At 45.1% G+C, this 26,350-nt stretch carries 27 protein-coding genes; 11 read left to right on the forward strand and 16 right to left on the reverse strand.

Features of this window, described 5'->3' with window-relative positions:
• Positions 1-956, reverse strand: a 956-nt coding sequence (locus A3738_RS20340; RefSeq protein ID WP_156504371.1) for a Clp protease N-terminal domain-containing protein, incomplete at its 3' end; no start/stop codon positions are given.
• Positions 957-979: 23 nt separating this feature from the next.
• Positions 980-1,348: an ATP-dependent Clp protease adapter ClpS gene (gene clpS, locus A3738_RS20345; RefSeq protein ID WP_068476489.1), complete on the reverse strand. Its 369-nt coding sequence runs from the start codon at positions 1,346-1,348 to the stop codon at positions 980-982.
• Positions 1,349-1,695: 347 nt separating this feature from the next.
• Here clpS and A3738_RS32420 point away from each other — a divergent pair, with 347 nt between their 5' ends.
• The 8 genes from A3738_RS32420 to A3738_RS20385 all read left to right on the forward strand — a co-directional run bounded on the left by A3738_RS32420 (position 1,696) and on the right by A3738_RS20385 (position 8,626).
• Positions 1,696-2,028, forward strand: a complete 333-nt coding sequence (locus tag A3738_RS32420) for a cold shock domain-containing protein (protein WP_068476491.1) — start codon at positions 1,696-1,698, stop codon at positions 2,026-2,028.
• A gap of 101 nt (positions 2,029-2,129) precedes the next feature.
• A complete protein-coding gene (locus A3738_RS20355; protein WP_068476493.1) occupies positions 2,130-2,726 on the forward strand; it encodes a pseudouridine synthase in 597 nt (198 codons plus the stop codon).
• A complete protein-coding gene (locus A3738_RS20360) occupies positions 2,723-3,169 on the forward strand; it encodes an NUDIX hydrolase (RefSeq protein ID WP_068476495.1) in 447 nt (148 codons plus the stop codon). The genes A3738_RS20355 and A3738_RS20360 overlap by 4 nt, the downstream gene beginning before the upstream one ends.
• Positions 3,170-3,261: 92 nt before the next feature.
• Entirely contained in the window at positions 3,262-4,377 is a 1,116-nt protein-coding gene (mnmA, locus tag A3738_RS20365; protein ID WP_068476497.1) for a tRNA 2-thiouridine(34) synthase MnmA, read from the forward strand.
• The gene (hflD, locus tag A3738_RS20370; RefSeq protein WP_068476499.1) at positions 4,364-4,993 is read left to right on the forward strand and encodes a high frequency lysogenization protein HflD; all 630 of its coding nucleotides are present in this window, start codon (positions 4,364-4,366) and stop codon (positions 4,991-4,993) included. The genes mnmA and hflD overlap by 14 nt, the downstream gene beginning before the upstream one ends.
• An 86-nt stretch (positions 4,994-5,079) precedes the next feature.
• Positions 5,080-6,465, forward strand: a complete 1,386-nt coding sequence (gene purB, locus A3738_RS20375) for an adenylosuccinate lyase (RefSeq protein WP_068476501.1) — start codon at positions 5,080-5,082, stop codon at positions 6,463-6,465.
• On the forward strand, positions 6,455-7,630 hold the full coding sequence (locus tag A3738_RS20380) for a cupin domain-containing protein (RefSeq protein WP_068763814.1): 1,176 nt from the start codon (positions 6,455-6,457) through the stop codon (positions 7,628-7,630). The genes purB and A3738_RS20380 overlap by 11 nt, the downstream gene beginning before the upstream one ends.
• Positions 7,631-7,660: 30 nt before the next feature.
• Positions 7,661-8,626: a hypothetical protein gene (locus A3738_RS20385; RefSeq protein WP_068476505.1), complete on the forward strand. Its 966-nt coding sequence runs from the start codon at positions 7,661-7,663 to the stop codon at positions 8,624-8,626.
• A gap of 5 nt (positions 8,627-8,631) precedes the next feature.
• Here A3738_RS20385 and A3738_RS20390 read toward each other — a convergent pair whose 3' ends face one another.
• Positions 8,632-9,273, reverse strand: a complete 642-nt coding sequence (locus A3738_RS20390; protein ID WP_068476508.1) for a TetR/AcrR family transcriptional regulator — start codon at positions 9,271-9,273, stop codon at positions 8,632-8,634.
• Positions 9,274-9,377: 104 nt separating this feature from the next.
• Between A3738_RS20390 and A3738_RS20395 the strand changes: the two genes are divergently transcribed.
• Positions 9,378-11,414 (forward strand): NADPH-dependent 2,4-dienoyl-CoA reductase, encoded by a 2,037-nt coding sequence (locus A3738_RS20395; RefSeq protein WP_068476510.1) that lies wholly within the window; start codon positions 9,378-9,380, stop codon positions 11,412-11,414.
• 83 nt (positions 11,415-11,497) lie between these two features.
• Complete coding sequence (locus tag A3738_RS20400; RefSeq protein ID WP_068476512.1) at positions 11,498-12,304, forward strand: crotonase/enoyl-CoA hydratase family protein; 807 nt, start codon at positions 11,498-11,500, stop codon at positions 12,302-12,304.
• An 85-nt stretch (positions 12,305-12,389) separates the two neighbouring features.
• On the opposite strand, the gene A3738_RS20405 is transcribed toward A3738_RS20400, so the two are convergent.
• The 8 genes from A3738_RS20405 to A3738_RS20440 form a co-directional block, all read right to left on the reverse strand.
• On the reverse strand, positions 12,390-12,788 hold the full coding sequence (locus A3738_RS20405) for a carboxymuconolactone decarboxylase family protein (protein WP_231876712.1): 399 nt from the start codon (positions 12,786-12,788) through the stop codon (positions 12,390-12,392).
• A gap of 116 nt (positions 12,789-12,904) precedes the next feature.
• The gene (locus A3738_RS20410; protein ID WP_068476514.1) at positions 12,905-13,234 is read right to left on the reverse strand and encodes a multidrug efflux SMR transporter; all 330 of its coding nucleotides are present in this window, start codon (positions 13,232-13,234) and stop codon (positions 12,905-12,907) included.
• 64 nt (positions 13,235-13,298) lie between these two features.
• Positions 13,299-13,607 carry a hypothetical protein gene (locus A3738_RS20415; protein WP_068500731.1) on the reverse strand — a complete coding sequence of 103 codons (309 nt, stop codon included), beginning with the start codon at positions 13,605-13,607 and terminating at the stop codon, positions 13,299-13,301.
• 90 nt (positions 13,608-13,697) lie between these two features.
• Positions 13,698-14,192 (reverse strand): DUF1772 domain-containing protein, encoded by a 495-nt coding sequence (locus A3738_RS20420; protein WP_082878646.1) that lies wholly within the window; start codon positions 14,190-14,192, stop codon positions 13,698-13,700.
• Between the two features lie 79 nt (positions 14,193-14,271).
• Positions 14,272-14,790 (reverse strand): hypothetical protein, encoded by a 519-nt coding sequence (locus tag A3738_RS20425; RefSeq protein WP_068476519.1) that lies wholly within the window; start codon positions 14,788-14,790, stop codon positions 14,272-14,274.
• 130 nt (positions 14,791-14,920) lie between these two features.
• Positions 14,921-15,277: an ATP-binding protein gene (locus A3738_RS20430; protein WP_231876713.1), complete on the reverse strand. Its 357-nt coding sequence runs from the start codon at positions 15,275-15,277 to the stop codon at positions 14,921-14,923.
• A 123-nt stretch (positions 15,278-15,400) separates the two neighbouring features.
• A complete protein-coding gene (locus A3738_RS20435) occupies positions 15,401-15,754 on the reverse strand; it encodes a hypothetical protein (RefSeq protein ID WP_068476521.1) in 354 nt (117 codons plus the stop codon).
• 707 nt (positions 15,755-16,461) lie between these two features.
• Complete coding sequence (locus tag A3738_RS20440; RefSeq protein ID WP_068476523.1) at positions 16,462-18,642, reverse strand: malate synthase G; 2,181 nt, start codon at positions 18,640-18,642, stop codon at positions 16,462-16,464.
• Positions 18,643-18,910: 268 nt separating this feature from the next.
• On the opposite strand from A3738_RS20440, the gene A3738_RS20445 reads away from it, so the two are divergent.
• On the forward strand, positions 18,911-19,696 hold the full coding sequence (locus A3738_RS20445; protein WP_068473702.1) for a hypothetical protein: 786 nt from the start codon (positions 18,911-18,913) through the stop codon (positions 19,694-19,696).
• A gap of 58 nt (positions 19,697-19,754) precedes the next feature.
• Here A3738_RS20445 and A3738_RS20450 read toward each other — a convergent pair whose 3' ends face one another.
• Genes A3738_RS20450 through A3738_RS20470 form a run of 5 tightly spaced genes read right to left on the reverse strand, consistent with a single transcriptional unit; the run spans position 19,755 to position 26,340 of the window.
• On the reverse strand, positions 19,755-20,237 hold the full coding sequence (locus tag A3738_RS20450; RefSeq protein ID WP_068475668.1) for a glutathione peroxidase: 483 nt from the start codon (positions 20,235-20,237) through the stop codon (positions 19,755-19,757).
• 54 nt (positions 20,238-20,291) lie between these two features.
• Entirely contained in the window at positions 20,292-21,512 is a 1,221-nt protein-coding gene (gene flgL, locus A3738_RS20455) for a flagellar hook-associated protein FlgL (RefSeq protein ID WP_068476525.1), read from the reverse strand.
• 18 nt (positions 21,513-21,530) lie between these two features.
• The gene (flgK, locus tag A3738_RS20460; RefSeq protein WP_068763815.1) at positions 21,531-24,203 is read right to left on the reverse strand and encodes a flagellar hook-associated protein FlgK; all 2,673 of its coding nucleotides are present in this window, start codon (positions 24,201-24,203) and stop codon (positions 21,531-21,533) included.
• Positions 24,204-24,205: 2 nt separating this feature from the next.
• Positions 24,206-25,228, reverse strand: a complete 1,023-nt coding sequence (gene flgJ, locus A3738_RS20465) for a flagellar assembly peptidoglycan hydrolase FlgJ (RefSeq protein ID WP_068476529.1) — start codon at positions 25,226-25,228, stop codon at positions 24,206-24,208.
• Positions 25,228-26,340 (reverse strand): flagellar basal body P-ring protein FlgI, encoded by a 1,113-nt coding sequence (locus tag A3738_RS20470; protein WP_068476649.1) that lies wholly within the window; start codon positions 26,338-26,340, stop codon positions 25,228-25,230. Before A3738_RS20470 ends, flgJ begins: the two co-directional genes overlap by 1 nt.
• Positions 26,341-26,350: the final 10 nt, after the last annotated feature.

Below are 26,350 nucleotides of genomic sequence, written 5' to 3' on the forward strand. Positions count from 1 at the left end.
ACCTCACCTGAGCTCAACAATGGCTTAAGTAGGTTAGAAGCATCCATGACACCACCGGATGCTGAACCAGCGCCAATAATCGTGTGAATCTCATCGATGAATAAAACCGCGTGCTCGCGTTTCTTAAGCTCTGCTAATAGCGCTTTGAACCGCTTCTCAAAATCACCGCGATATTTAGTTCCAGCTAAAAGAGCACCCAAGTCCAAAGAATAAACTTCAGCATTTGCAATGATCTCAGGAACCTCATTCTCAACAATCTTCTTAGCTAGGCCCTCTGCAATCGCAGTTTTACCGACACCAGCTTCACCCACCAAAAGCGGGTTATTTTTGCGACGTCTAGAAAGAATTTGAACAACACGATCTACTTCGTGATCGCGTCCAATCAAAGGATCGATGCGTCCTTGTAGCGCAACTTCATTCAAATTCTCAGCATAGCTTTCAAGCGGATTGCTTTGGCCAGAACCCTCGGCACTTTCTTCAGCCATTTCTGAATCAGTGTTTTGCTCTTCAGCTTGCCCAGGAACTTTCGAGATACCGTGTGAAATGAAATTCACGACATCGATACGCGCCACATTCTGCTTTTTCAGCACATATACCGCTTGGCTTTCTTGCTCACTAAAAATAGCCACCAGTACGTTTGCACCAGTAACTTCTTTCTTCCCAGAAGATTGAACATGGAAAACAGCGCGCTGTAAGACACGTTGAAAGCCCAAAGTAGGCTGTGTTTCGCGCTCGTCGTCGGCGCTTGGAATTAAAGGCGTTGTTGAATCAACAAACTCTGTCAGCTCTTGACGAAGTATTGCGAGCTCAACACCGCATGAATCTAAAACCTTTAAGGCAGAGTCGTTATCTAGCAAGGCTAGTAGCAAATGCTCAACCGTCATGAACTCATGACGTTTGTCTCGAGCATTCTTAAATGCCTCATTTAGCGTTAGCTCTAAATCTTTACTTAGCATATTTGTACCCCGACCAATCCAGGTTAATCTTGCTTCTGCAGTTCACAAAGTAGCGGATGATCGCACTCAGCTGAGTATTCATTTACTTGCGCCACTTTGGTCTCGGCAATGTCTTTCGAATAAATCCCACACACTGCTTTTCCTTGTGTATGTACGGCCAACATGACTTGCGTAGCCTTCTCTTCGTTCATTGCGAAAAATCGAACCAGCACTTCAACAACAAAGTGCATGGGTGTGAAGTCATCATTTAACATCACCACCTGGTACATCGAGGGGCGTTTCAGTGCCGGTTTATCTGGCGCCAAAAGCAATCCATCATCCTGATTCGGTTGGCTCGGGTCCACATCTGAGCCCTGATTCAATACTAGTAGACTATCTTTCAACTTACTCATTACCCGAAACGTTTTTTTACACAAATGTTAAATGGGTTCACATTCACATATTTCAATACGTTTAAACCGTCAAATCGGCCTATTTCAACATTATTTTACATCGCAAAGTGTCACCTAACAGTTTGCACCATCAATTCCGTTCTCAGGATTAAATTTGTGAAATTCTGAAAACTGATTTGTGTGATGAGTCAATTTTTTCGTTAGAAGAACTTGACACTGTTTAAAAACCAACCAGAATTAACACGCTGTAACAAATAACACGTTACAGCTTACGAATAAAAATAAAACGCAGCAGGATTATCTAGGTGGTTGGAACTAGACCCTGCAAACGACACGGGAGTCACCTCATGTACCAAGGTAAAGTTAAGTGGTTTAACAACGCAAAGGGATATGGATTTATCGTTGAAGACGGCTGCACTGAAGACCTATTCGCACACTTCTCATCAATTCAAATGGATGGGTATAAAACCTTAAAAGCTGGACAGTCGGTGATGTTTGAAAAACAGCCGAGCAACAAAGGCGTGCACGCTGTAAATATACAGTCAGCAGAAGTCGCACAAAATCAAGTAGCGAATCTTGACGACGAAGTAATTTCAGTAGAAGAACAAGCAGCGCCGAGCATCGCGGCTGTTTCCGAAACTTCTTCAAACATTGAAGAAGCTAAAGCCCCTATAATGTAAGGGTTGCTATTAGTGATTCTGGGGCGTTCTCGTGCGCCTCAGAAAGTTACTTTTGTTTGAATAGCTCTGGTAGACTTCGCACGTAATCTGCGAGCGAGTTTATGGCTGACCTACTGTTATTCAACAAACCCTTCAACGTCTTGTCTCAATTCACTGATCGTGAAGGCAGGTCCACACTTGCCCAATTCATCAAAACCAAAGACATGTATCCAGCTGGTCGCCTTGATTACGACTCTGAAGGTTTAATGCTGTTGGTCAATGACGGTCAATTGCAGTCACGCATCGCCGATCCAAAACACAAGCTACCCAAAACTTATTTAGTTCAGGTCGAAGGTATTCCAAATGATAGAGACTTGGAAAAACTTCAAAAAGGCGTCACTCTCAAAGATGGTCCAACGAAACCAGCCAAAGCACGATTGATCGCCCCTCCGGATTTGTGGGAGAGAAACCCTCCAGTACGCGACAGAAAAAACATCCCAACAAGCTGGCTTGAAATCATCATTACAGAGGGTCGAAACCGACAAGTTCGCAGAATGACCGCACATATAGGGTTCCCGACACTTAGACTGATTCGGCATGCCATCGGCCCTTGGAAACTCGATGACTTAAAACCAGGACAGATGCGAACAGAAACAGTTCATTTACCCAAGCAAAGTAACAAACCTCGTAATTATCAAAAGAAAAGAACTGAGTCATGACAAATATTTGGACGCCTCATGCCATCGTTGCTTGCGTGGTAGAGCAAGATGGTAAATATCTAATGGTTGAAGAACTTAGCCACGGGAAACGCGTATTTAACCAACCAGCAGGGCATGTCGACGAGGGAGAATCTATTTTGACTGCCGCTGTTCGAGAAACACTCGAAGAAACCGCATGGCAAGTCGAGCTAGTAGGTCTAATTGGACTTTATGTCTACACAGCGCCTCAAAACGGCATCTGTTATCATCGTTATTGTTTTTTGGCCAAACCTATCAGCAATACGCGTCAAAGTCTTGATACCGACATTCTTGAGGCCCATTGGTTGAGCTTTGAGGAAATTCAAAACGAAAGTGAAAATCTTCGCAGCCCTCTGGTTTTAAAATGCCTTGAAGATGCACGAAATAAGCCGCTTACCCCATTAGATTTCATCTACGAGCATTAACAAACAAACTGCTGTTTTTTTAACCATAAGCGGTTACAATCCGCGCTCTTCAACTACGCTAACTATCGCAGCGTTTTAACGAAAGGTACTTAATGAAATCTCCCAATGAAACTCGCGTCATCGTCGGCATGTCAGGCGGTGTAGACTCTTCTGTATCAGCACTTTTACTTCAGCAACAAGGCTATCAAGTTGAAGGCTTATTCATGAAAAACTGGGATGAAGATGACGGCACTGAGTACTGCACAGCGATTGAAGATCTAAATGACGCACAAGCAGTCTGCGACAAACTTGGGATCAAACTGCATCAAGCAAATTTCGCAGCTGAATACTGGGATCGCGTATTCGAGTATTTCCTAGAGGAATATAAAGCTGGTCGCACACCCAACCCAGACATTTTGTGCAACAAAGAAATTAAGTTCAAAGCATTCTTGGATTATGCATTAACTCTTGGTGCAGACTACATCGCGACAGGGCATTACGTGCGCAAGCAGGATAAAGACAGCGAAGCATGGTTATTGAAAGGCTTAGATGTTAACAAGGACCAAAGCTACTTCTTGTATGCTGTTGGTGGCGACAAGATTGCAAAAACTCTGTTCCCAGTGGGAGAGATCGAAAAACCTGAAGTGCGCAAACTCGCAGAACAGCATGACCTAGTAACGCACGATAAGAAAGATAGCACCGGCATCTGCTTCATTGGGGAGAGAAAATTCTCAGACTTCTTGAAACAGTACTTGCCAGCGCAACCAGGCGATATCATTACCGATACAGGAGACACCATCGGCAAGCATCAAGGTTTGATGTATCACACTATCGGTCAGCGACAAGGCCTCGGTATTGGCGGCTTAAAAAACTATGACGAATCACCTTGGTATGTCGCGCAAAAAAATCTAGACGACAACACTCTGGTCGTTGTTCAAGGAAAGAATAATCCACTGCTCTTTGCAAATCAGTTGATCTGCAAAAATCTAGATTGGATTAATGGTGAACCAAACATGCCTTTCTCTTGTACAGCTAAAGTACGCTATCGACAAGCAGACCAGTCTTGTCATGTCGAAAAGCTAGATAACGGAGATCTTAGCGTGCGGTTTGACACCCCCCAACGAGCCATTACCCCAGGCCAATCGGTTGTTTTCTATATTGAAGATCGTTGCCTCGGCGGTGGGATCATTGCATCTACTAGTAGCGAGCCTAACGATGAGCTTAACTAACGATCAGAATAAGGCACTGGCACTATCTGGCTTATTCGAATGCTGCGTATTGGTAGATAGCATTGCGCGCAATGGCTCTTGTGATCACGATGCACAAAACGTGTTGATTGAATCGCTTTTCAACACGAACCCCAATGATGCACAAGATATCTATTCTGACTTGCATGCTCTTAAAAAAGGGCAACAAGCTTTACTAGGCTGCTTAGGAGAATCAGGGGTCGATGCAAACCCACAAGTACTCCGTTACGCACTAGCGCTTTTACATCTGCAACAAAAGCTAAGCAAACAAAGCGATATGCTTTCCTTGATAGGAAATAAACTCGAGCTAGCGTCTAATCAAGTATCTCACTTTGGCATTGATCACGAGAACGTCATCGCGAATTTGGCTTCTACTTACCAAGAAAGCATTAGCACATTTAATATGCGTATTCAGGTATCTGGCCATGCCCGTCATCTGCAAGTGGAACACAACGCCGCAAAGATTCGCGCATTACTTCTTGCAGGTATTAGATCCGCAACATTATGGCGACAACTCGGCGGTCATCGTTGGCAATTTCTGTTTGGTAAAGGAAAGATCCGCAAGGCAGCCAAGTCGCTAAATTCCATCCTGATATAAACCTCTTACTTCTAAGTTTCGTCACCTAATTGTTTGTAGTAAACTCGCGGCCTTTCTAAAGCAGGTACGACAAGTAGAGTAGTCTTATGGAACTAAGCGCACTAACCGCAATCTCACCCATCGATGGTCGCTACGGAAGCAAAACTTCCAGCTTACGCGCAGCATTCAGCGAATACGGCCTTATTTACGCACGTGTTACCGTTGAAATTCGCTGGCTACAAGCGCTTGCTCAGCACTCCGACATCATTGAATTACCTGCTTTCTCAGATGAAGAAAACAATTTCTTAAACGCTATCGTTGATGAATTCAGCGAAGACGACGCCTTGCGCGTGAAAGCGATTGAGCGCACCACAAACCACGACGTGAAAGCAGTTGAATACCTTATTAAAGAAAAATTCGAAGCTGTTGCTGATTCGCTACCAAATTTAGCGAAGAGCCTAGAATTTGTGCATTTCGCATGTACCTCTGAAGACATCAACAATTTGTCGCATGCATTGATGCTTAAACAAGGTCTAGAAAGCAGTGTACTTCCAGAGATGCAAGCTGTTGTGACTAAGCTCAGCGAGCTAGCGCAAGATCTTGCAGAACAGCCGATGCTATCTCGCACGCATGGCCAAACCGCATCGCCGACTACAATGGGGAAGGAATTAGCCAATGTTGTTGCACGACTTAATCGTCAGCTAACTCAAATCAAAGAAGTAAAATTCCTTGGCAAGATTAACGGTGCCGTTGGTAACTACAACGCGCACTACTCTGCCTACCCGAACACTGATTGGCCAGCTCACGCGAAAAGCTTTGTTGAATCACTCGGCATTACGTTCAACCCTTACACCACGCAAATTGAACCGCACGACTACATCTCTGAATTGTTCGATGCTGTTGCGCGCTTCAACACAATCCTGATTGATTTAGATCGTGACATCTGGAGCTACATCTCACTTGGTTACTTCAAGCAAAAAACGGTAGCGGGCGAAGTAGGCTCTTCAACGATGCCGCATAAAGTAAATCCTATCGATTTCGAAAACTCAGAGGGTAACCTTGGCCTAGCGAACGCGGTATTAACGCACCTAGCTCAAAAACTTCCGATCTCTCGCTGGCAACGCGACCTAACCGACTCAACGGTATTGCGTAATCTAGGTGTAGGCTTAGCGCATGGTTTAATTGCTTACCAATCAACACTTAAAGGCCTTAACAAGCTTGAGATCAATCCAAACAAACTCGCGCAAGATCTCGACAATGCGTGGGAAGTGATGGCCGAACCGATCCAAACCGTGATGCGCCGTTACAGCATCGAACAAGCCTACGAGAAATTGAAAGAGCTAACGCGTGGTCAGTCTATCAACAAAGAGACGATTACAGAGTTCGTTAACAAACTAGAGATCCCTGAAGAAGCAAAACAGATTCTTTTAGATCTTACTCCGGGCAGTTACATCGGTAACGCTGTCGATCAGGCAAAAGCCATTGACGCCTAACGAACCATTAGACGTGCTTGGCGGTATTTCCGCCGAGCNCTTTCTGCGCGAATACTGGCAAAAAAAACCTCTACTCATTCGTCAAGCCCTCCCTGAATTTGAATCTCCTATTACGCCTGATGAAATGGCCGGCCTCAGCTTAGAGGAAGACATTGAGTCTCGAATCATTATCGAGCAAGAAGGCACTCAGCACTGGAAACTCGAAACAGGCCCCTTTAGTGAAGAGCGATTTTCCGAGTTAGAAGGTCTCAACTGGACTCTTCTCATCCAACAGCTAGATGCCTGGCTTCCTGAGGCCAACGCACTCAAAAAGTTGTTTAACTTTATTCCTGATTGGCGCTTTGACGACATCATGGCTTCATACGCACCCAAAGGCGGCAGCGTCGGCCCACACTGTGATTTCTATGATGTATTTTTGGTGCAAGCCTATGGTGAACGCCATTGGCGTTTAGGCCAATGGTGTGACGCAACAACACCAACAAGATCAGATACAAATTTAAGCATCTTAGAAGAATTTGAAACAAGCGATGACTGGGTATTGAAGCCTGGTGACATTCTTTATGTTCCACCCAAGCTTGCGCATTACGGCATTGCAGAAAACGACTGCATTACTTTATCTGTCGGATTCAGAGCACCGAAGGCGCTAGAAGCCCTAAGTAGCTTTACCGATTATTTATGCGAAAAAGCAAAGGTTAACCCGTTTTTTTCGGATCCTAATCGAGCACATCAATATGAAAGCGCCTTGATTTCAGATAACGACAAAGCTGCACTGCAGCAATTATTGCTCGACAGTATTTCTGATAAAGAAATGTTCAATGAATGGCTTGGCAGCTTCTTATCAAAACCAAAAAACAACCAAATACTTATTCCAGACGACGACATAAGTGACGTGCAAGACGCATTAGAAGGGCTATCTCAATCAGATGTCGTATATAAAAACGAAGGCTCTCGTTTCTTCTACACCACGCTCGACAAGGACGTATATCTCTCCGTTGATGGCGAGTCGTTTAAGCTGAACAATGCGCATTTAACATTTGTTCAACACTTATGTGTAGAAGATGAATTTGACGCACAGAGTTTATTAACTTATTGCAATATGCTAGAAACTCAAGAAGTCATTGCTATTCTGCTAAACAAAGGCAGTTTGCAATTAGAAAGTGACTAACAATAACGACTAGGAATAACGGTGCCGTCTATGGCTTCGGTCAATATTAACTATTTACGTGAAAATGAGCTTCCCGTAGAAGTAAGAAAAGAAGTCGAGCAACTAAAGGGTTCTCGCATCTTATCTGGTTCGCGATTGTGCATTGCCTTATTCAATGGCCATGTAATCGCCGCAAGCGGCGCACGTCCTGCAGCTCAATTTGCTAGACTCGACTTTCTAAGTGTTGCCCAAGAACATATCAAGACACGCCTCGGAGAAGTAGTTTTAAACCATAGTTTGAAACAGCTTCATAAAGCAGGCGTGAACGAAGTGAATACCGCCGTTTCCGAGCAGCAACTTCAGTTATTTCTCGATGCCGGATTCATGGAAGAGAACATTACGATTCCAGGCATGCATGATAAAACAAGCCTCACGGAGCTTGTTCACCCAAACTTAGACTCTCTTGGCCCTCGCTTTAAATTGATTGGCGACAACCCAAAACCAATCAAGAAAACCAGCGAAAAGCAAAAAGAAAACGATATGCGTAGCATCCGCTTCGACTCAATGGGAAGTTATCGTGATCTTTGCCGCATGGTGATTTGCAACGCGCAACGAAAAGTATTCATGCTGTGTGAGAGCCTTGACGACCCTATCTTGAATGATCGTGAAGTTATCTCGCACATCCAAGAACTAGTGCTACACAGCCGACACGTCGAAGTGCGCTTACTCCTCGAGAATGATCGCCACCCGAGCTCAGGGCACAGCGCAATTCTCGATTTAGCACAACGACTTTCAAGCTTTGTGAGTATCAGAAAAATACATGACAAGCGCATCGCACCAAAAGAGTGGCTATATCTCTGTGATGACCTGCATGCCGTTGAACGTCGTCGCGAGCATGGATACAAAGGCCAAGCCTTCGTTGAAAGCCCAATGACATTACAACGCCTCAGTTATCAATTTGAAAACTTATGGCTGCATTCTGCACCGTCTTCAGAACTGAGACGTTTAGCGATCTAAAATCACTATTCTGATTTTGTCGGACCTTTAAGTACCGACAAAATCATCTCTGCCGCATACAAAGACATCTCTTCCACCGCCTCAAGGCTCACAAACACGCCATCTGTTTTTAAACGACACAAGCCATGTAAGGTCGCCCATGTCGTTTGCGACATACGCGTTGCATCAAACGAAGACGGCATCCCTCCCTGCTCTTTTAACTGACTAATAATTTTTGTATAGCGTCGAAAGGTTGCATGACCTTTTTCCGTCAACTCTGGTGAAGGTTCGTTCCGCCATGTCACCGCACCAAACATCAATTCATACTTCTCAGGATTCTCTGCTGCATAACGCACATAGGCAATCACGTAGTCTTTAAGCCTTTGTTGAATCGATGCGGGATCATCACTCAAACCCGACTGATCAAGCAAAGCATTTAAATCATCAAAAGACCGTTCAGCCACCGCGCACAGCAATGCATGTTTAGACGAAAAATGGTGATATGGCGCTTGGCGCGACACATTCGATCGCTCCGCCAACTCACGCAAGGTCAAACCCGCAATACCTCGCTCGCTCATCAAGGCTTCGGCATTTTCCAACAAGGTGTTGCGCAAATCCTGATGATGGTAGGTGTTTTCGTTTTTATTACTGCGGGTGCTTTTTTTCATGTTGGCGAAGATAACAAATCAATCTTGACACTGTCAAAATAGATGTTATCTTGACGCCGTCAAGTTGAGTTTTACGCTATTTATATTCTGAGAGGTCAGGCTTTATGAGCAACCAACCATACCCACACATGCTGGAACCATTAGACCTAGGTTTCACCACGCTTAAAAATCGTGTCATTATGGGATCAATGCATACCGGCCTAGAAGACCGATTCTGGCAAATGGACAAGCTTGCAGCATACTTCGCGGAACGTGCAAAAGGTGGCGCAGCACTGGTGATCACTGGCGGCTACAACCCAAACAAACGTGGTTGGTTCTACCCTACTGCCGGACTATTCAATAGCTATCTAGATATTCCTAACCACCGTAAAGTCACGAGCGCCGTGCACAAAGAAGGCGGCAAAATTGCCCTACAAATCCTTCACGCTGGACGTTATAGCTACCACCCATTCTCTCACTCAGCGTCGGCCAAAAAAGCGCCTATTAACCCATTCAAGCCGCGCGAAATGTCAGATCGACAAATCCGCTCGACCATCAAAGATTTCGCTAAAACAGCAAAACTCGCAAAACTTGCGAACTACAACGGCGTTGAAATCATGGGTAGCGAAGGCTATTTGATCAATCAGTTTATGGCGCCTCACGTCAACAAGCGTAAAGACAAATGGGGCGGCAGTATCGAAAACCGCATGCGCTTCCCAGTTGAGATCGTAAAAGAAGTACGCAAAGCGGTAGGCGAAGAATTTATCGTGATCTTCCGTCTATCAATGATGGAACTGGTCGAAGGTGGTATGACCGCCAACGAAATCGTCGAGACAGCAAAAGCCCTAGAAGCCGCTGGCGTTACCATTATGAACACAGGTATTGGCTGGCACGAAGCACGTGTTCCAACCATCGTTACTTCTGTGCCGCGTGCTGCCTTCCGTGAAGCGACAGCTCGTGTTAAAAAAGAGCTATCGATTCCAGTGTGTGCATCAAACCGTATCAATACACCAGGTGTTGCAGAAGACATCATCTCTTCAGGTGATGCAGATCTTGTATCAATGGCACGCCCATTCTTGGCCGATCCGCACTTTGTGAACAAAGCGGCTGAAAATCGTGCAGACGAAATCAACATTTGTATTGCCTGTAACCAAGCTTGTCTTGACCATACATTCGAAATGAAACGTGCATCTTGCTTAGTAAACCCACAAGCATGTCACGAAACAGAATTGGTCTACATTCCCGTGACTAACAAAAAGAAAGTTGCCGTGATTGGAGCTGGCCCTGCAGGCTTATCAGCCTCTACCGTTGCTGCGGAGCGCGGCCATGACGTAACGCTATTTGATATGGCAAGCGAGATTGGCGGTCAGTTTAACTACGCGAAGCAAATTCCAGGTAAAGAAGAATTTTACGAGATGATCAAATACTACGGTCGTCGTGTAGAAGTATCAGGGGTAAATCTACAGCTCAACACCAAGGTTGATGCTGAGATGCTCGAGAAAGGCGGTTTTGATGAAGTGATTGTTGCCACCGGCATCAACCCTCGCAAGCCACCGATTGAAGGTATCGAACACAAGAAAGTATTGTCTTACCTTGATGTCTTAACCGGCACAGAAGTAGGTAAAAAAGTAGCGGTTATTGGCGCCGGCGGTATCGGTTTTGATGTTGCAGAATTTCTTGTGCACCCAGGCGCCAAAGCAGATAGCACACCACGCCCACAAAGCATCGCAGAATGGAGCGAAGAATGGGGTATCGACGTGAACAGCGACAACCCAGGTCAACTCGTTGAGAAGAAACCACACGCATCTGAGCGCGACGTTTACCTACTTCAACGGAAAAAGAGTCAGTTGGGCGCAGGCTTGAACAAAACATCTGGTTGGGTTCACCGTGCTGTGTTGAAAATGAAAGACGTTGAGATGATTGGCGGCGTCAGCTACGACAAGATCGACGACGCGGGCCTACACATCACAGTCGATGGCGAGCAACGCCTTCTAGATGTCGATAATGTGGTCATTTGCGCAGGCCAAGAATCACGCAAAGAGCTATACACTGAGGATTCAGCTACCGCGAACTATCACTTGATTGGTGGCGCAGAATTCGCTGGCGAACTCGATGCTAAGCGCGCGATCAAACAAGGTGCAGAACTAGCTGCAGCGCTATAAGCTCAACCTCAAAGCATGAGAGCCAACACTCTCATGCTTTACTCTTCTTCATCCATAAAACAATAAACACACAGTAAAACGCCATGAAGTTCAACCATATTATTTACAAGGTCGAAGACGGCATCGCGCACGTTATTTTGAACAGACCCGAAAAATTCAATGCGTTTAACTTTGACTTGATGTGCGACATCGTCAATGTGCAAAAGGTCATTAAAAAAGATCGCGACATTCGCGTTGTTATTATCTCAGGCAAGGGCGAGCACTTTAGTTCTGGCATCGACATTAAGAGCATCATGGGTAAGCCAATTCAGTTCGCAAAGATCGGCTGGAAGCTAAATCCTTGGGGCACCAACATGGCTCAGCAGTTTTGCATTGGCTGGCATCGTCTTCCTGTACCAGTGATCTGCGTCATGCAAGGTATTAGTTATGGCATGGCAATGACTTTGGCTCTCGGCGCCGATATGCGATACGCACGCCCAGACACAGAGCTTGCCATCATGGAAGCGAAATGGGGCATGGTTCCAGACATGGCTGGCCTGCAAACGATTCGCAGCACGATCTCTCAAGACATCGCGAACGAATTGATTATGACTGGCGATCCAGTAAAAGCCGACAAAGCACTCGAATACGGTCTAGTAACCCGCGTCGTAGAAGATCCAATGGCCGAAGCCTTGGCAATGGCAGAAAAGCTTAAAGCTCGCTCACCTGATGCAACCGCTGCAATCAAGTTCACGAACCAAAAGAGCTGGAATGGTTCAACAAGGAACTTATTAGCACGTGAAACGATTTATCAAATCGCACAACTCATCAGCAAAAACTGGCGCATCATGGATATTCGCAATCGCAAAGATCCAAACAAGCCTTTCGTTAAACGCCAATGGTGGTGGTAATACTGCTTAAGTAAATAGTTAAGAGCAAGCTGTCCGCAAATTGGCTCCGCTTGCTTTTATGAGATCAAATCATCAGACCGCAGAGTTAGCTGTTCTCCGACTCCGCTTGCCACGCCTCGATCGCTTCTTTCGCTGATCGGAATGCCTCAACACCAGACGGCATGCCACAGTACACCGTAGAGTGAAGCAATACTTCTTGGATTTCCTCGATCGTACAGCCGTTGCGCAACGCACCGCGCACATGTCCTTTTAATTCTGTTGAAGCCTTCAATGCGGCCAAGGTAGCGATAGTCACCAAGCTGCGCGTTTTTCTATCGATACCCTTTCGCACCCAGGTTTCGCCCCATGCATTTCTTGTCACCAAATCTTGCAATGGTTGCGTAAAATCAGTCGCGGCATCTAAAGCTTTATCGACAAAAGCGTCACCCATTACTTCACGCCTTACCGTAATCCCGCTTGTATATTTATCTTGTTCAGTACTCACAGTCTCTGTGCACTCCATAATTCCAATTTCATGTTTACCAATAACGCGCCGTTTTTTAATCAATATATGCACGCTATCTTGAGAATCTAGATGATCCCCGTTTTATGTTTTATTTCTCAATGCCCCACAGTACTCGAAAATACATTCATTACAACAATGCCGCTAATGATGAGAACAATACCCACTATCGCCGCAACATCGATCTTTTGATCAAAAATAATAAAGCCAACGATAGAGATCAAAACAATCCCTAAACCCGACCAGATTGCATAAGCCACCCCCATCGGAATAGATCTCAGCACTAACGACAAGCAATAAAACGCCACAGAAAATCCAAGCACCACAAGAACGCTCGGCCCAAGCTTGGCAAACCCTTCCGATGCTTTCAAAGCACTCGTACCAATTACTTCCGAAACAATTGCGATGAGCAAATACAGATAAGCCATTTATTTTCCTTTAAGACTACTTTTCTTGAGGGGAATTAGAACCATTCTATAAAAATCAATTCTTTTATTGTCTGATATCCACTAAATCAAAGGGACCATAATAATTGGATTGCAGCGTTTCAATAACGCGCTCTTCCAATATGACACGAGAAGCATTTTTGCTCTTGTGCGCCAACCAGTTTGTAGCTCTCGCCTCTTTCATACCGAATAAGATGCAAATATTTGGCAAATGACCATATTTGTAGTCGTCATTTGGCAAAGCCGAGGATGGGTTACCAAGCTTATCGCCTGCTTGCAATTTGATAGCAAAATGACTCAGAGCATCGTCACAATAAGATGGCTTAAAAGCATGAGCACTCGTTACTACGCTCATGATTATTAGAGTGAAGATTAATCTCATAGTGAGTAATGCGCAGCTAAGCAAAAGCTTGAGCAATTTATAAGGCCTTTATTCGTCATGTGACTATTGCCTCAAAGCCAGAACTATTAATAGAAAAATTACAACGCAAGCAATAATAGTTCGGATTTGGGTTGATTGATTCCAACGAGGCTCAAACCCGATGCGGGCCTTGTGTAACTCCTCAACGCTAATAGTTTCAACATCGCACGCTTGTAGCTTGTTGTTAAGTGACAAGTGAATGGCAATTGTTGATATCTGTACGCCAGCTAAGTAAGCGGCCGTAACTGATAAAAGCAAGAAAAAGTCCAAGCCTTGAAGTTTTGAAAAACCAGTAAAAGCACAAAAAATAAGTGAAATAGCTGATCCGACCCAAACGAATAAAAATACGGGATGATTATCTTGAATCACTCGATCTGTGACTTGAAAAGCCTTAATAAACTGTTTGTCTTCTAAGTTTTTTATTCCGGGCATTATGACGATTGCGTAAGCGAATAGGAGCCCCGCAACCAGCGAGCATAGTAATGTACATAAAGCTAACATGACATCAAAAATACTCATTATTCATATTTCCCAGCTTTAGAGTCTAACGCCTCAAACTGAGGCCGCGGTCCGCAGCTTTGACTGGTTAAGGGGATTGTTAATCAACATATGACGCTCTCCGGACATAATCACAGAACTGCTCAAGTGCAGACTCATATTCGTCTTTACTACCACTAGCCTTCAAAGCTAATACATTCTGCTTTAAAAGCGCGCCTTCTACTATTGCGAGTTTATTCGGATAGCCAAGGTAGAACTGTTCTTGCAGTAATACTGAAGACATTCTAAGTCGCACAATATCGATTTTACTTTCAATCTCCAGGGCTTCTTCAACCACATTAATCTGGGAATCATGAGCTTTGGAAATGAGGTCCGGAATTTCCTTTTGAAGGCTTTCCAGTGCACTGAGTGCCTCTTTCATGGTGTACCGATTTTCACCAATAACTAAGTCATGCTCCTTATCCGCTGAACACAGCATCTCCGCATTAGCAGCAGAACAAAACGTGTAAATTGTAAGAGCGACGATTCGACCCATGCGAAATACTCTTAACGCCTGCATTTGCGGCAAATTTAGGAGCACCAGCGAGTAAATTTTGCATAGCAGTGCTTTGTTATCCATTTTTCGCCACTGCGATTGTATCGAAACATTCCTCGGGGGTAGAAGCCATAAAGTACTTTGTAACCTGTTCAAAAATTTCCGGTGTATCTGTTGCCGATCTTTCTAGCTGTTCTTTGCGCGGTTTTTCAATCTACTTTAAGCACTCCGCATTTGACAGGTCTACGTATATCAAATTATGTGGAGCATCAATCACGGCGAAAATACTCCGAAACCTGACTCTTTGTGACAGAGTATTTGCTGGAAAGTCCATTACTACATTAATTCCTGTAGACAAAATAATTTGAACAAGCTTTTTAAGCTGCGACTTAAGTAGATTTGAATATTCGATATAGTCATTCAGTGACGAAATCTTATTTGGGCAAAGTGACGCGAGCCATTCATCTTCTGAAAGCAATACTGCATTGCTTTTATGCGCAATTTCGCGAGCTTTAGTGGACTTTCCTGCCCCCATTTTTCGACAGAAGAAGATCGATGTTCCTTTCTTCATCTTCGCTCTCCATTTTGATACATAACGCCGCCTTCCGCCGCGGAACAATGAGGCCAATTTCTGCAGTTCTTTTTGCAAAAAAAGGGCGACGTTGTGGAGTCGCTTGGATGGTTTTTTATGTGATTAGTCACGAATTCCTATACGTTGAATCACAGGAAATGAACCAGGATTGTCAGTTTGTGGAAAAGCATGACAAACATCATCTCGAACAGAAAAGTATACTTTTTTATTTGCCTTTTTAGCAGCTAGCAGAATACTAAGCGCCCCTCTGGTGTCAGAAGAAGGAAGCATCGCGTAAGACTGAGTCTGATCGCATCTTGCAGGGTTAACTGTTCCACCGATAGGTATGAAGGCAATGCTCCCATCAGAATATCCAGCGAAAACAAAATCGATCTTTGCATCAGTGAATTTTGCAGCAGAATTTGCAAATGGCGAAATCAACAAAAGTGCAAAAAGAAGTGTTCTAATATTGTTCATAAATTCTTCGTTTATAAATTACCATCACATAATGCCTCAAACAGGGGCAGTTTTGGAGCGACGAAGCCGCAGAAAAGCTGTTCAGCTAGTCACTTGGAGGCTTTCCCAAGCTATGGATGCTGCGATCTATGTCATTTTCATACAGCAGTCGATTGAATTCTCTCTCAGTCATAGTGACACTTAACAGCTTATTATATGGAATTCTCTATAAACCGCAGACGGCAACGCGTCTTCACGATGATCAAAATTCCATTTTTGTTTAATTGATTCAATCACTTAAATAGCACCCTATCACTAGAAACTAAGATTCTCTTTTCGCAGAAAGAATACTTGGGTTTACACAGATCCGTATAAACCCAGGAGAAAAAGTTTAGTTAATTGTTTTATAAAACAATATCAGAAGGAAGCCGTAACAAGACAGACTTAACTCTCAGTGGTAACGATACCGATAGTACAAATATGATCAAAACAATAGATGATATGGCTCGCTTACCCTTCGAGCCGACCGTTGGTCGTTTAACGAGCTAAAGCGCTTTTGTACCGCCTACACGTGAATGACGACATGTAGTCACTTAGAGTGACTCCACACCTATGCTTCCTGCTATAGCTCAAACGCAAAAAAACCGCATTAAGCGTTCACCTAATGCGATTTTCGAAACTCATCTACGATGTGATTACCGGATCAAGTCCGGCATGACACAAATAGATTAGTTAGCAGCTTTAAACTTCAAGCGGTAAGCGTGAAGAAGTGGCTCTGTGTAACCACTTGGTTGCTCTTTACCTTTGAAGATCAAATCAGATGCTGCTTGGAAAGCAATCGTATCGAAGCTTGGTGCCATGTTGATGTAAGCGGCATCGCCTGCGTTTTGCTCATCAACGGTTGCAGCCATGCGCTTCAAGCTTTCTTCAACTTGCTCTTTTGAACATACGCCGTGCTCTAACCAGTTCGCAACGTGCTGCGCAGAAATACGCAATGTTGCACGGTCTTCCATCAAACCAACGTTGTTGATATCTGGAACTTTAGAACAACCAACACCTTGATCAACCCAACGTACAACGTAACCCAAAATACCCTGACAGTTGTTGTCGAGTTCTTTCTGGATTTCACCTTCAGTAAGCGCAGCTCTTTGCTCAGCCGTCATAAGCGGGATAGTAAGAATGTCATCTACGTTTGCGTGCTCACGAGACTTAAGCTCGTTTTGTACCGCAAATACATCTACTTGATGGTAGTGAATTGCGTGAAGGGCTGCAGCTGTTGGTGAAGGAACCCAAGCAGTGTTTGCACCCGCTTTAGGGTGACCTACTTTTTGTTCCATCATCATGCCAAGCTCATCAGGGATAGGCCACATGCCTTTACCGATTTGCGCACGACCTTGTAGTGATGTTTCAAGACCTGTATCTACGTTCCAGTCTTCGTATGCACCAATCCATGTTTGTTGCTTCATAGTTGTTTTTGGTACGAATGCACCAGCAAGCATTGAAGTGTGGATCTCGTCACCAGTACGATCTAGGAAGCCAGTGTTGATGAATACAACACGGTCTTTCGCAGAGCGGATACACTCTTTCAAGTTAACAGTGGTACGACGCTCTTCGTCCATGATACCCATCTTCATTGTGAAGCGTGGTAGACCAAGTGCATCTTCAACACGGCCAAACAATTCGTTTGCGAATGCAACTTCTTCTGGACCGTGCATCTTAGGCTTAACGATGTTTACAGAACCAGTTGTTGAATTCTGGAATGGGCTGTTGCCTTTCAAATCGTGAATAGCGATCAAGGTTGTGATCACGCCGTCCATGATGCCTTCTGGAATTTCGTTGCCGTCTTCAAGAAGAATCGCTGGGTTAGTCATCAAGTGACCAACGTTACGAACGAATAGCATTGAGCGACCTTTCAATGAGAACGTATTGCCATCAGTGCCCGTGAATTCACGGTCTTTGTTCATAACACGCGTGAAGGTTTTGCCGCCTTTAGAAACTTCTTCAGCAAGGTCACCTTTCATAAGGCCTAACCAGTTGCCGTATGTAGTAACTTTGTCTTCTGCATCAACAGCTGCTACTGAGTCTTCGCAGTCCATGATGGTAGTTAGTGCAGCTTCCATAGTTAGGTCTTTAACGCCAGCAGCGTCAGTTGAACCAATTGGACTGTCTGCATCGATCAAGATTTCAATGTGAAGACCGTTGTTCTTAATAAGGATAGAAGTCGGCGCCGCAACATCACCTGTGTAACCAACGAACTTCTCTTCTTGTGCTAGGCCAGTTGTTGAACCGTCAGCCAAAGACACAACAAGCTTGCCGCCTTCAATTGCGTACTTAGTGCTACCAACGTGTGACCCAGAAGCCAATGGTGCCGCTGTATCAAGAACACCACGTGCGTATGCGATAACTTTGTCGCCACGTACTTTGTTGTAACCGCCTTTTGCTTTCTCTGCACCACCTTCTTCAGAGATAACAGTAGAGCCGTAAAGCGCATCATATAGTGAACCCCAACGAGCGTTAGAAGCGTTCAATGCGAAACGTGCATTCATTACAGGTACAACCAACTGAGGACCAGCCATTTCAGCAATTTCTGGCTCTACGTTTTGAGTAGTTGCATCGAAGTCAGCACCTTCTTCTACAAGGTAACCAATCTCTTGTAGGAATGCTTTGTATTCTGCGAAATCGAAGTCTTGACCTTTACGCTCGGTGTGGAAAGCATCAATCTTAGCTTGGATATCATCACGCTTTGCAAGCAACTCACGGTTACGTGGTGCTAGTTCGTTCGCGATAGCACTGAAGCTTGACCAAAATGCTTCTTGATCAACACCTGTGCCTGGAATTGCTTTTTCGTTTACGAAATCGTATAGCTCTTTTGCGACCTGAAGGCCCGCAGCTTGAACGCGTTCTGTCATATTTGTATTCGCCTCAACGCTTTAATTACTTAGAAAACCGCTCTCAATACCTTGATAAAAAGTCGAGAAACGTCTAAAAAAGGGGCGAAGATAGTACATGAAAATCGTTCAAATCCCAACCACTGACAACGTGCAAAGCTATTCACCATGTTAATAGTCGTTGTCATGCTAGACGCCTGAGCAGTCAGGCTTTTTGCAGCAGTGATCAAATTTTGAGCTACACTCAAATAAAACAACAATTTATCACAACAAGCTTAGAGATTAGTTTATGTCGGCAGTGACGATTACCATCGCCATTGGAAGCCTTATTTGCGCAGGTATTGCATTGATCGTATTCGTTCAGGCAAGAGAGAAGGCGCGTATTGAGCGATTACGTCTGATCATCAAACTACAAGACCGACACACCAACATTCAAAACATTCTATCTAACATGCCACCGCAGTACCTCAACCCTACTTTGAGAAAAATTCTGCACGAGCAATCCATCGAAACCATCAAAGAACTCACTAAATTCAAACCCTCGTCTAAACATGCCGGTTACATCCAAGAAGACGAGCGAGCTATAAAGGAACTCCAAGAAAACCCGAAAAAGCTTCCACCCGTTAAGGTTGACTCAACTGAGAAAGCCCGCGAGGTACGCATCATGCTGCAAAACTTATATAAGTTGCTGCATTTTTGGCGTAAAAAATCGCAGCTTTCACCTGATTTAGCCCAGCAACAGATGGCTCATGTAGGTTTTCTAGCGCGACAATCCAAGGCAGATTTATTTGCAGAGAAAGCAAAGCAAGCCGAGCTTGCAGGTAAACCGCGTGTTGCTATCCACAACTACCATAGTGCCATTGAGGTGTTAAGTGACGTATCAACGCACCCTTCTGCGATGCAAAATATTCAGGCATACAAACAAAAAATGGCAGAGCTGAATAAGAAAGCAGATCAACGTACTGAAGAGATCAATGCAAAAGCACAAGCTGAGCTTGAACAAAACGGTGAATGGGACGAATTTTTGAGCTCAGAAGAAGACTGGAAGAAAAAGAATAGTTACTACGATGATTAACGAAAGAGCGCGCTAATTAACGCGCTCTTTATATGGCACTACTTGAATACCTGAGGCACTAGGCCAGCAAATCTTTAATATCTTGCTCGATGGCTTTCGGCTCAGTCTTAGGTGCGTAGCGCTTCAAGATCTCTCCCTCAGCATTGACCAAAAACTTGGTGAAGTTCCATTTAATTTTCTCAGAACCGAGCATCCCTTTAGCATTTGTTTTTAACAACGAGAATAAAGGGTGTGTGTCAGGGCCATTCACGTCGACCTTACTGAACATCGGGAATGTGACACCATAATTTAGCTCGCAAAACTCGCTAATTTGACTGTCGCTACCTGGGTCTTGGCTTAAGAACTGATTGCAAGGAAAGCCCAAGATTTCTAGACCCTGTTCTTTGTAGGTTTCGTACAACGATTCCAAACCTTTGAACTGCGGTGTAAAACCACACTTACTGGCTGTATTTACTACGAGTAATGTCTTGCCCTTGTAGTCTGATAGAGACTTGGTTTCACCTTTGATTGTGGTGACTTCAATATCGTAAATCGCACTCATTCACTGTCTTCCTGATTATGTTTTTAGATCCAATGCACCTTCAGTACGTGTACCTTATCTGATCCGATCAAACAAAGACAGCGAGGTAATACGATTAAAAGATGAATACGCGGCATCCAAGCTAAATTGCTGTAATGACAGCAAACTTACTGTTTCTGCGTAATCAATGGATTCCAAGTTACCTAGTACTTCTTGGGTAAGAATCTCCGCATCTTTTAACTGCTCTAGCCCTGTGTCGAGCGTATTGAGACGCGCACCCAATTGTCCTCGCGCCTCAAGTACCGATGTTGCCGCAAAATCAAAGTTGGCAATCGTCCCTTCTAGTAAAGATTCAAACGCTTCGCGCCCATCTGTCGTCGGCGCGAAGTTACGTAAGCCGTAGACGAACTTCTCTACCGTTGTAAGCAAACCTTGCTTCTCGGTAGATTCAACTGTAAATGTGTCGCCCGTGGCTGGCGCTCCCCGAATTTCGAACTGAGTACCCTGAGCGTTGATCGTGCCATTTGGTGCATACGCGACATTCGACTGAAGTGTTACCCCTGTCGATTTCTCACGGAGATCAAACGTGTTTGGCGATGTAAATTCAATCACCAAATCTTCAGGATAAAACGCATCATAGTCAGCTTGATCGACCACTTGACCGACCGTAATTGTTGCCGGCGGCTCTGCTTGGTTTCCCTCGCTGGCTCGCGTGAAGAATGAGTTCGTATAGGTGGGCATATCTTCGAAAATAGCCTGCCCATTGATAGTTGATTGAATAGTGACTGAAGCGTCGATTTGAACGTAACGAACCCCTTCATCACCATGGTAGCGATACGAACCAGAATCGTCTTGTTGAAAGGGCTGTGTTCCGCCTTGAAATCCGCTGAATACATACTCGCCACTTGCATCGCGTGCATTGAGTAGCCCTGCTAACTGGTCTAGACGTGACTCTACTTCTGCGGCGATCGAACCTAGATCGTCTTTTGTAAGCGCACCATTACCCGCTGAAACCGCAAGCGTTCTCAAACGCTCAATCACTTCGTTGATGCCACCTAAGCGATCATCTTGCAGTGATAAACGCCCTTCAGCCAATTCAACATTTCGTTGAAACTGCTGATTAACCGACAGCTCCTGTTTCAGCTCTAGAATACGCGTGGAAGCAACAGGATCATCGGCTGGCGTCAGTACGCGCTTGCCCGACGCGAGCTGCTGCTGCGTTTTCTGTTGTTGCGCGGTGACATCTTGAATAGACGACATCGCTCTGTCATAGATCTGTACTGTAGAGATTCTCATATGTGCTCGTTCCTATCTCTATCTAAATGCGCCTAGCAGGGTATCGAATAAATCTCGTGCCACCGAGACCACCTGTGCAGAGGCGTTATATGCAGCCTGAAACTGCACTAATTTGCCTGCTTCTTCATCTAAGTTCACCGCTGCGATCGAGTCTCTTAGACCGGATGTTTGATCTAGCAAAGCCTTGGCAGACTCACTCTCAAGACGCGCTCTATTGGTTACAGTGCCGACTTTCTCGACCACTTGCGCATAAGACTCACCATACGAGACCGAACCCTCAACTAAGCCTTCAAACTCGAGCCCCGCCATCGCTAAGGCATTTCTGTTATCAGATACACCATCGGTATTGTATTCAATGGTGAACTCATCCCCTTTTACACTTTCGCCTTGAATTTCAAACGTAAAACCACGATAAGCTGATAATGCTGGCGGCGCTAAATCAAACACTGTCGCCGTATTGCTCGTAAATGAAATACCTTGCGCCATCGACATATCAACAGCACCAGCCACCGCTATACCTTGTGCAGAGTTGACGGTTTGCGTGGCGACAACTGGCGAACCAGCAGCATACGGATCAATACGACTTACATCGACACTATCACCAAGACCCGTCACCTCAATAACAATGTCTTCGCCCGTCACAGAACGCAGGTCTATTTGGGTTCCATCACTGACAGCAATAACGTCAAGGTTAGGGTTATCGTTAATGGCACGCGCTATTTCTACTGGCGTATAGGTAGCAGGAGGCGTAACGGTAATCGTCTCACCATTAATGATTAAACCTAAAGGGTTCGGGTCACCATCATCTACAAAATTAGTGAGTCGCACTTGCGTGTAGGCATTTGCTTTAATGCCCTCGACGGCAGTGAGGTCTTGTGCGATTTGTCTGGCGGAGCTGTTAGCCGCAATATTCACTGTTTGCGATGTCACGATTCCGGTATTGGTGTCTCGCGACTGAACTTGTAAGGTTTGCGCGCCATAACCGTTTACAAAAGGTCCCGCGCCAGCTGCTGGTAGCGTCAAGGTATCTGGCCCTGTTGCCGACACTAAGGTTTCACCTGGGTCGGACGTAAACAACATGTTGCTTAAGCCTTGCGCATAAAACTGGTTATTGATCGGTGGCGACAAAGGCTCAGGACTAGCCGGATTGCTGTTATCAAGCACTTCGTAATAATTGTCTGTGACGAAGCGAATCAACAAAGGAGGGCTCAGCTCACCTGGCACTGCAAATTCTGACAAAGGTTGATTGGTCAGAGGGTTATTAACATCGAGCATTTCACCTAGCGTAATTTGAGCGTTACCAATATTACCTAAGCTACTGCGCGAACGAATGGGCGATGCTAAAGCGATCTCATCGACTCGATCAATCACTTGCTCAAAATTGATAGCGCCAGCTTGCGTGGGATAAAGCGTAAAGCGATCCCCTTCTTTGAAGGTGCCACCATTAAACGATAACTGAAAACCATCGATCGAAACGCGACTAGGGAAAACATTCGACAGGGTCGATTTATAAACGGTTTCGTCTGTGGATTGATTCACCACAATAAAGTCGGCATCGGTCGGCCCTTCAAATCTCAACTCATAATTATCCGTGGTGAGCTGGGATGTATCTTGAATAAAAATCGATACCGATTGATCGTAAGGTGGTGTGTTTAATGAGTTTGCAAGAACACGCTCCGCTGCAACGGCTGGGTCATTAATATCGGCGAAAAACAAACCGCCTAAATTGTTCTCTAGATCCATGCCCACGGCATGCTGATCGTTCATCGAATCCGCTAATGTCATGGCAATACGACCAATGGCATTAATGGATGTGGTCAGCTCTCCATCGCGAAACGCTAATAAGCCACCGACGGAGCCACCAGTAACATTATCGGTGATGTTTTGCTGTAGCCCATCTTTGACGATGGCGAGATCTAATAAGCGTCCATCAGCAGGATTACGAATGGTCTGTAGCTGAGACGCAGAATTGCCTAATACGAGCGGGTCGCCTTTTCCGAGATACACATTTACTGTTCCGTTGTTCGGGTTTTCAACAACAGAAAGTTGAACGTATTCAGATAGTTCACGCAATAGCTCGTCGCGTTCATCAAGCAATTGATTCGGCTTTTGACCTTCACCTGTAGAACTACTAGCGAGTGCGATAGCTGCATTCGTTTCAGCAAGCCCCTGCGCCAGCGCATTGATCGACGAAACATCCGCTTCAAGATTCTGATTGATATTCGCAACTACGCCTTCAAGGCGCGCCGCCAATGTTTGAAAGCGCGACACTAAGCCTTCAGCTTGCGTGAGCAATAATTGACGCTGAGGTACAGAAGTTGGGTCTTCAGCCGCGCCTTGCAAAGATTCAAAGAAACGGCTCAGCGATGGCGTTAAGCCTGTTGCCTCGCTCGCTAAAAGATTATCGATAACAGAAGCTTGATCAAGAATCGCCTCACGTTCGTTATAAATACTGGTATCAAAACGCTGCTGCGCCAAAACAAAGTCCGATGTAATACGACGAATCGCATCAACACTTGCGCCCTGCCCAACATAACCTGCAGCCGTTAGCTCCCCTGGTTTATCAACAAAGATCGCTTCTTGGCGGCTATATCCAGGCGTATTAATGTTCGCAACGTTATTACCTGTGACAGACAGGCCAACCTGATGCGTTTTTAAGCCACTAATACCTATGTTAATTAAATCAGCCACGTCTAGTTACCACCCTTTACTGATTGAAAGATGGCATCCATGTCTGACAAACGATTCTGAACAATATTTCCAATTTTGTTCGCGTACTCTGGATCAGTCGCATAACCAGATTGCTGCAATGCTTGCGCAAAGGCGATCGGCTGTTCTTTCATAGAAAGCGCTTCTTCATAACGCGGATTGCCTTCTAAGAACTTGGCATAATCAGCAAAGCTTTCTTCATAAGATTGATAGGTTCTAAAGCTATCACGCTGCTTTAAGGCGACTCCCTGATGAAACTCAGTGGTAAGAATATTGGTACTGTCACCTTGCCAACCATTATTGGCCTTAATGCCAAATAGGTTGAAACTTGGAGCTCCATCTTCACGCAATATTGGTTTGTTTCCCCAACCAGTTTCAAGCGCTGACTGAGCCAACATGAGTTTGGCTGAGATGCCAGTTTGGGCTTCGATTTTTTGAGCAATCGGAGCAAGCGATGCAATAAAATCATTTGGACTATTAAATACAGTCTTTTTAAGCTCGCTAGTTCCTGACGTTAACAATGAAGCATTCTCTTCATTGCTCGCATCATTCGCTTGCTTAGCACTCAATTGATCAACTTGTTGCATTGCTTCAACGAGCTTCGCAGGCTCTAATCGAGGGAAGCCTTTACGCTCATAATCGCTCAAGGACATCTTCTTGTTCGCGATACTGAGGTCGCTCGGTACTAAGCCCTTACTTTCTAATATCTGGCGCTCGATAACTTCAGCGAGGCCAATACCGCCGCCGTTTTTCCCCGCCAATGACACAGAAATCTGGGAGTCGAACATTTCTTGATAGAATTCGCTCTCATTACTAGAAAGAATATTGCCTTCTGAAAAGCCCTTATTCGCCTCTCGCATTGATTTGAGCATCATTGAAATAAACAAGGACTCAAACTGCTCGGCAACTGCTTTGATACCCTCTCGTGTATCTTTAGTTGAGGCAGACTTTAGCCCCTGCAGCGCAGATAAATCGTTGTAGTTGGAGACGTCTGGCGTTTGGATCATTAGATCACCACCAAATCCGCTTTCAGTGCGCCAGCTTGTTTGAGCGCTTCTAGCACCGCCATGATATCGCCAGGTGCTGCTCCTACACGGTTAACAGCTTGTACAATCTCACTAAGCGTGGTCGCAGGACCAAACTCAAACATGCGGCCTTTTTCTTGTTCAGCACTGACATCTGAACGCGGCACAACGACTGTTTGGCCGTCCGAAAATGGATTAGGTTGGCTGACTTCAGCTTGCTCGTTGATCGTCACCGTCAAACTGCCATGGGTTACAGCGGCAGGAAGTACTTTTACATTTTGCCCAACAACGATGGTTCCAGTTCGCGAATTAATAATGACTTTTGCGGCAGCCTCACCTGGCTCAACATTCAGATTTTCTAGCATTGCGAGATACGACACGCGCTGCGCTGAGTCCCTCGGAGCACGCACACGAATTGATGTGCCGTCTTGCGCATAGGCTGTGTCCGGACCAAGCATATCGTTGATTTGCTGCGAGACGTTCATGGCCGTTGTAAAGTCAGGCTGATGCAAATTAAATGTGATCGTATCGCCTTGGCTAAACGGACTCGCAATACCGCGCTCTACCGTCGCACCATTTGGTATACGCCCCACACTTGGAACATTCACCGTAATCGATGAACCATCGCTACCATCTGCACCAAAACCACCAACGACCAAACTGCCCTGCGACATGGCATAAATTCGACCATCGGCACCTTTAAGCGGTGTCATTAGCAAAGACCCGCCACGTAGGCTCTTCGAATCACCGAGGCTTGATACCGTGACATCAATGCGTTGGCCAGGTTTGGCGAACGCGGGCAAATCCGCATGCACAGCAACCGCTGCAATATTCTTCGCTTTTGGATCAACACCAGGTGGAATCGTGATACCAAATTGATTCATCAAATTACGGAATGTTTGGCTCGTAAATGGGGTTTTATCACCCGTGCCATCTAAACCAACAACGAGACCATAACCGATCAATTGGTTGCTTCGGACACCTTCAATACTTGCCATATCTTTCAATCTATCTGCGTGCGCAGGCGATAGTAACCACACACTTACTAGCACGATACATAATAAATTTATTAGAAAAGATAATTGTCTCAGCATCATTAACGCT

The sequence above is a fragment of the Oleiphilus sp. HI0066 genome (assembly GCF_001635725.1).

Coding starts and splice junctions, on each gene's coding strand:
- clpS (WP_068476489.1), bottom strand. CDS start 1,348: ATGAGTAAGTTGAAAGATAGTCTACTAGTATTGAATCAGGGCTCAGAT.
- A3738_RS32420 (WP_068476491.1), top strand. CDS start 1,696: ATGTACCAAGGTAAAGTTAAGTGGTTTAACAACGCAAAGGGATATGGA.
- A3738_RS20355 (WP_068476493.1), top strand. CDS start 2,130: ATGGCTGACCTACTGTTATTCAACAAACCCTTCAACGTCTTGTCTCAA.
- A3738_RS20360 (WP_068476495.1), top strand. CDS start 2,723: ATGACAAATATTTGGACGCCTCATGCCATCGTTGCTTGCGTGGTAGAG.
- mnmA (WP_068476497.1), top strand. CDS start 3,262: ATGAAATCTCCCAATGAAACTCGCGTCATCGTCGGCATGTCAGGCGGT.
- hflD (WP_068476499.1), top strand. CDS start 4,364: ATGAGCTTAACTAACGATCAGAATAAGGCACTGGCACTATCTGGCTTA.
- purB (WP_068476501.1), top strand. CDS start 5,080: ATGGAACTAAGCGCACTAACCGCAATCTCACCCATCGATGGTCGCTAC.
- A3738_RS20385 (WP_068476505.1), top strand. CDS start 7,661: ATGGCTTCGGTCAATATTAACTATTTACGTGAAAATGAGCTTCCCGTA.
- A3738_RS20390 (WP_068476508.1), bottom strand. CDS start 9,273: ATGAAAAAAAGCACCCGCAGTAATAAAAACGAAAACACCTACCATCAT.
- A3738_RS20395 (WP_068476510.1), top strand. CDS start 9,378: ATGAGCAACCAACCATACCCACACATGCTGGAACCATTAGACCTAGGT.
- A3738_RS20400 (WP_068476512.1), top strand. CDS start 11,498: ATGAAGTTCAACCATATTATTTACAAGGTCGAAGACGGCATCGCGCAC.
- A3738_RS20410 (WP_068476514.1), bottom strand. CDS start 13,234: ATGGCTTATCTGTATTTGCTCATCGCAATTGTTTCGGAAGTAATTGGT.
- A3738_RS20415 (WP_068500731.1), bottom strand. CDS start 13,607: ATGAGCGTAGTAACGAGTGCTCATGCTTTTAAGCCATCTTATTGTGAC.
- A3738_RS20420 (WP_082878646.1), bottom strand. CDS start 14,192: ATGAGTATTTTTGATGTCATGTTAGCTTTATGTACATTACTATGCTCG.
- A3738_RS20425 (WP_068476519.1), bottom strand. CDS start 14,790: ATGGATAACAAAGCACTGCTATGCAAAATTTACTCGCTGGTGCTCCTA.
- A3738_RS20430 (WP_231876713.1), bottom strand. CDS start 15,277: ATGAAGAAAGGAACATCGATCTTCTTCTGTCGAAAAATGGGGGCAGGA.
- A3738_RS20435 (WP_068476521.1), bottom strand. CDS start 15,754: ATGAACAATATTAGAACACTTCTTTTTGCACTTTTGTTGATTTCGCCA.
- A3738_RS20440 (WP_068476523.1), bottom strand. CDS start 18,642: ATGACAGAACGCGTTCAAGCTGCGGGCCTTCAGGTCGCAAAAGAGCTA.
- A3738_RS20445 (WP_068473702.1), top strand. CDS start 18,911: ATGTCGGCAGTGACGATTACCATCGCCATTGGAAGCCTTATTTGCGCA.
- A3738_RS20450 (WP_068475668.1), bottom strand. CDS start 20,237: ATGAGTGCGATTTACGATATTGAAGTCACCACAATCAAAGGTGAAACC.
- flgL (WP_068476525.1), bottom strand. CDS start 21,512: ATGAGAATCTCTACAGTACAGATCTATGACAGAGCGATGTCGTCTATT.
- flgJ (WP_068476529.1), bottom strand. CDS start 25,228: ATGATCCAAACGCCAGACGTCTCCAACTACAACGATTTATCTGCGCTG.
- A3738_RS20470 (WP_068476649.1), bottom strand. CDS start 26,340: ATGCTGAGACAATTATCTTTTCTAATAAATTTATTATGTATCGTGCTA.